The following is a 4,727-nucleotide window of genomic DNA, read 5'->3' as shown; positions in this document are numbered from 1 at the left end:
ATTTGTAACGCTATTTGTGATAAGAAAGTCAATCAAGCGATTGATAGTGGACATCGGAAAGTCAAAGATGTGTATTCCGCATGTGGTGCGAAACCGCAATGTGGTACATGTGCGAATGATATTAAAAATATGATCCAAGATCGAGAAAAGATGCAATTGGCTGCAGCCGATTAAACGCAAACTCTTACTCTGTGAATATATAAGACGCCTTTCTATTTTGAGGGCGTTTTTTTGTTTCTGTCATTAAAACTTCATGACAGAAAGATAAAATCTTATCCTTTTTTAATTGAACGACCAATCAATATATGCGTTAATCATATTTTGGATTTGGGGAAATGGGCTAATCTACGTTATAACCATGTGAATAATCACGCAGATTATTTTGTTTATGAAAAACTGTGAGGAGTTTTCTATGCTGGGTCGGTTAAAAATTTCGACAAAAATTGGCTTAACCAACGTAGTATTGCTGGCATTGCTACTTGGTATTGGCGGTGTTGGTATTATAAGCTTGCAAAACACGTTCGAGAAATTCGAAGAAGTACGGGATTTGACCCACACGACAAACTCGGCAAGTAAAATCCAAGCCGAAATGTTGGAAATCCAAGTAGCGGTTAGCGACTATCTGCTAGTTCCGATTGAAGAAAATGCAATCAAAGTTACGCAGGCAATTGAAGCATTAAATGCTGGTATTGACTCAGAGCTAGTTGGGCACGAAAACTCGACGACAATCTCTATGTATGAGGATTTGAAGGCTGGACTTACCCAATATGGTGAAGCCTTTATTCTTGTTCAGGAAAAAGAAAATCAACGTCAAACATTGATTAATGTAGATTTGAGTTCCATTGGATCTAATATTGAAACCAATGTTTTTGCTTTAATGGATAGTATTAGCTTAGAAGGGGACGCCGATCTTACGTTTATGGCAGGTGAATCCTTTAGTTCCTTCAGCACAGTGACAAGTCTTATTAAAGATTTTTTAGCGAATAATGATGAAGCGTCATATGAAAAAGCACAAAAACAAATCGCACGTTTTGAAAAAGGCTTTGCTAAGCTTGATAAGCAGTTAGAAGTTAAACGGATGAAAGGGTTGGTTAAGAAAACCAACCGAGATTTGAAGAAATATAAAGAGATTCTGGAAACAACCAGAAAGACGATTGCTGAACGTAATGCTTTGATGACAGGTGCATTACGCGATGGCAGTCATGCCGTGGAAGCGGCTACCTTATCTCTGATTGAAGGTTTCTTGAACCGTCAGGAAGAAATTTCAGTTGAGGCGGAAGATGATATTAATGCGGCGACACAGATTTCTATCATTGCTTCCATCATCAGTGCGGCTATGGCTGTTGTATTAGCCTACTTGTTGGCACGTGGCATAGCGAAGCCGATTGTATCGATGACGGAATCCATGGTTGGATTGTCAGAAGGCGATACATCCGTAGAAGTGCCTGCTAAGGAACGTAAAGATGAGATCGGTTCTATGGCGCAAGCGGTGCAAGTCTTTAAGGATAATGCAATTCGCGTGAAACAACTTGAAGATCAACGCGAAGCTGAACGAGTGCAGGCAGAAGCAGAGAAGAAGCGTTTGATGTCGGAGCTTGCGGATGATTTTGAGGCCAATGTAGGTCACATTGTCGATGTTGTTTCCGGTCGTTCCAGTGAAATGCGCAATATTGCTCAATCCTTATCAGGTATTTCTGATGAGACATCTTCCCGTGCAGGTGTTGTTGCAACAACGGCTGAAGGCGTTTCCAATGATATCCAAACAGTTGCGTCTGCGGCAGAAGAACTTTCCTATTCTGTGCAAGAAATCAATAGTCAGGTTGAACGTTCCTCTGCAATTTCTGAAGAGGCCGTTCAAAATGCCGAAAAAGCAAGTGAACGTGTTGGTGGGCTGGAAGAGACAGCAGATAAAGTAAGTAATGTTATTCAACTGATTAACGAAATTGCGGAACAAACAAACTTACTTGCATTGAACGCAACCATTGAAGCTGCGCGTGCTGGTGATGCTGGTAAAGGCTTTGCTGTTGTGGCGAATGAGGTGAAATCTTTGGCGACGCAAACCGCAAGAGCAACAGAAGAGATTTCAACTCAGATCAATGATATGCAATCTGCAACGGATGAGGTTGTGGAAGCGATTAAGGGTATCAGTGACTCAATTGAACAAATGAATAGCATCTCTTCTATGGTGGCAGGTGCAGTTGTTCAGCAAGGGGCTGCGACGCAAGAGATCGCTCGAAATGTTCAAGGGGTTTCTGCTGGAACGCATGAAGTATCCAGCGTGATCTCTGATATGAGTGTATCGGCTGAAAAATCAGGCAGTGAATCTCAAGTGGCACTTTCTGCGGCTGAGGAACTCTCTTCACAAGCTGATCGTTTAAAATCTGAGTTAACAAAATTCCTAAACCAAATTCGATTGGGATAGATTAAGCTGTATAAAGAAAAAAATGCCTGAGTGAAATTTTCCTCAGGCATTTTTTATGAAATTTGTTCCTTTCCACTTGGCAAACTGGATGGGACGCATTAGCTCAATAGAAACAATTTTGAATCATTAAAGGTTTTATGATGTCCAATTCTTCTAAAGCGAAAAAATCCAAACTTCGTTACATTCCGTTCATCGGGCACAAACTGGCTGAAAAACAAGCACAAAAGGCTGTTATTTCTGTGTTGCGTCTGAATGGAGTCATTGGCGCAGCTGGTTTTATGAAGAAAGGGTTGAGTTTAGAAGCGTTGGAAGAAGTAATTGAAAAGGCTTTTGAAGAAAAACAATTAAAAGCGGTTGCTTTATCCATTAACTCCCCAGGCGGATCTCCTGTTCAATCCGCATTAATTGCTGCGCGCATTCGTGAGAAAGCAAAAGAGAAAGACGTGCCCGTTTATGCTTTTTGTGAAGATGCAGCGGCATCTGGCGGATATTGGTTGGCGTGTGCAGGGGATGAAATTTATGCACATTCCTCTAGTATTGTTGGTTCCATTGGCGTGATTTCCGCAGGCTTTGGTTTTCCAGAGTTATTAGAGAAGATAGGTGTGGAGCGCCGCGTTTATACATCCGGTGAATCTAAGTCCCAACTTGATCCTTTCTCAAAGGAAAAAGCGTCTGATATTAAGCATTTGAAATCCTTACAGAATGATATTCATGAGCAATTCAAAGACTATGTTCGTAGTCGCCGGGAAGGAAAACTAACTGAAGAAGAGAAGAAGTTGTTTTCAGGTAGTTTCTGGACAGGGGCAAAAGCAGCTGAATATGGTCTTGTGGACGGGCTAGGTGAATTACGTAATGTTTGTAAAGATAAGTTTGGTGATAAAACCAAGTTCAAAGAGGCATCTGCACCTAAATCCTTCATTCAACGAAAACTTGGTTTGGAAGGCAAATTCGCAGGCTTGAGTTTGTCTGGTGTTGGTGAAGATATTATGTCTTCTGCAGAAGAACGTTCCTGGTGGGCTCGCATAGGTCTATAAGCTTAGTGCTTGACCCATAGGCTTCAACGCAGCTAAACAAAAGATATGTTAGGTTTCAGTTTACAAAAAATAATCGTCTTAGGGCTATTGATTGCCGCAGTCTGGTATGGATTTAAATATATCGGACGTTTGCAACGTGTCGATCGTGGAGAGCGCAAAAAAGGTGAGCGGACGATGGGGGAGCGTATCCGTAAAGCGGCCCGTGAGCGATCTGGTGTAACTGATGCAGAAATCATCGAGGATACAGAAAAATGCCCCCGTTGCGGCATATATATTCCTGTGGGTAGTGAATGTAGCTGTAAGCGTAAATAAGATTACCTGTAAAGCTTACTTCGAAGCGAAAATTTTGATATTTTTGTAGTTGGCTTTTTCTCCTTTAATTTTCATATATGCATCTTCGTATGTTCCATCATGATAAAAATTGAAGAAGGAAGGTTGGCCTGTATCTTCAAGTGAGACATTCATCTCTTGAGGATAAAAGTATTCAACTGCGAAGGTCTGTAAACAAAACTGATCAAAAGCAGCTAAGTCTCTGAAAAACGCTGGGAAATGACTTGCTTTGGTGTAGCCAAACAAGTTTCTTTGATCTGGATAATAAAAGAATAAATCTAAGTCTTGGCGTATAACTGTATCATCTTGCAAAGTTAAACTTATGCGGAATGATTTGTAGTTTTGTATAGCATTGATGATATTTACATTATCCGTAAAATGGGTGCCTTCAAAGATGAGTTGATAATCATCTACTACGATCCATTTCATTTCTTCGTAACGCACTTTGTTCATCACATGCGTGGTCGTTTGTATACCAGTCTCAGTGCATAATACTGTGTAGTTATAGTAACCTGGACCAATATTGCCATAGGCATAATAGCTATCGTATCCTTGGAAAAGCCTTTTTACATTATTTGAAGATGTGTGATTTCCATCTGTAAAAGCCAGATATTTTCCATCTTGATGTCTAATATTTGGCAGCTCGTATGTTTCAATATATGTACCGCTACCTTGTCTGGACTGTATCTTGTTAGAAGGTCTCAGAAAGATTTTCAAACTAGATCCATTCTCGAAGATTTGACTCAATTGGGGCTTAGTAAGTTCTGGCTGCCAATTATTGTAATCTAACGTTATCAAACCTTCCCGGTCTGAACCTCTTTCTAGTTCGTCTTCAGTGATAAGTCTTTTGAATGGTGGTTTAGACATTTGATAACTCCATTTATACCTTTATGATTCTCAGATTCTTTGTTTCTGGTAAACCGATTTGGTTGATTTGATCT

5 protein-coding genes are annotated in these 4,727 nt (G+C 40.4%); 4 read left to right on the top strand and 1 reads right to left on the bottom strand.

What is annotated here, in order from left to right; translation table 11 throughout:
• The 4 genes from E1160_RS17495 (at nucleotide 1) to E1160_RS00635 (ending at nucleotide 3,768) form a co-directional block, all read left to right on the top strand.
• The gene (locus E1160_RS17495) at nucleotides 1–174 is read left to right on the top strand and encodes a (2Fe-2S)-binding protein (protein WP_407923882.1); all 174 of its coding nucleotides are present in this window, start codon (nucleotides 1–3) and stop codon (nucleotides 172–174) included.
• Nucleotides 175–412: 238 nt separating this feature from the next.
• Nucleotides 413–2,422, top strand: a complete 2,010-nt coding sequence (locus tag E1160_RS00645; protein WP_218048623.1) for a methyl-accepting chemotaxis protein — start codon at nucleotides 413–415, stop codon at nucleotides 2,420–2,422.
• Between the two features lie 140 nt (nucleotides 2,423–2,562).
• Complete coding sequence (locus E1160_RS00640) at nucleotides 2,563–3,456, top strand: S49 family peptidase (protein ID WP_155153063.1); 894 nt, start codon at nucleotides 2,563–2,565, stop codon at nucleotides 3,454–3,456.
• A gap of 45 nt (nucleotides 3,457–3,501) precedes the next feature.
• Nucleotides 3,502–3,768, top strand: coding sequence for a hypothetical protein (locus tag E1160_RS00635; RefSeq protein ID WP_155153062.1), 267 nt, complete (start codon nucleotides 3,502–3,504; stop codon nucleotides 3,766–3,768).
• 15 nt (nucleotides 3,769–3,783) lie between these two features.
• On the opposite strand, the gene E1160_RS00630 is transcribed toward E1160_RS00635, so the two are convergent.
• On the bottom strand, nucleotides 3,784–4,653 hold the full coding sequence (locus E1160_RS00630) for a hypothetical protein (protein ID WP_155153061.1): 870 nt from the start codon (nucleotides 4,651–4,653) through the stop codon (nucleotides 3,784–3,786).
• Between the last annotated feature and the right edge of the window lie 74 nt (nucleotides 4,654–4,727).

It is taken from the genome of Curvivirga aplysinae (assembly GCF_009711445.1).
GTDB lineage: Bacteria > Pseudomonadota > Alphaproteobacteria > UBA8366 > Aestuariispiraceae > Curvivirga > Curvivirga aplysinae.
Note: the sequence above shows the minus strand (reverse complement) of the source record. Positions and strands in the feature narration are given on the sequence as shown.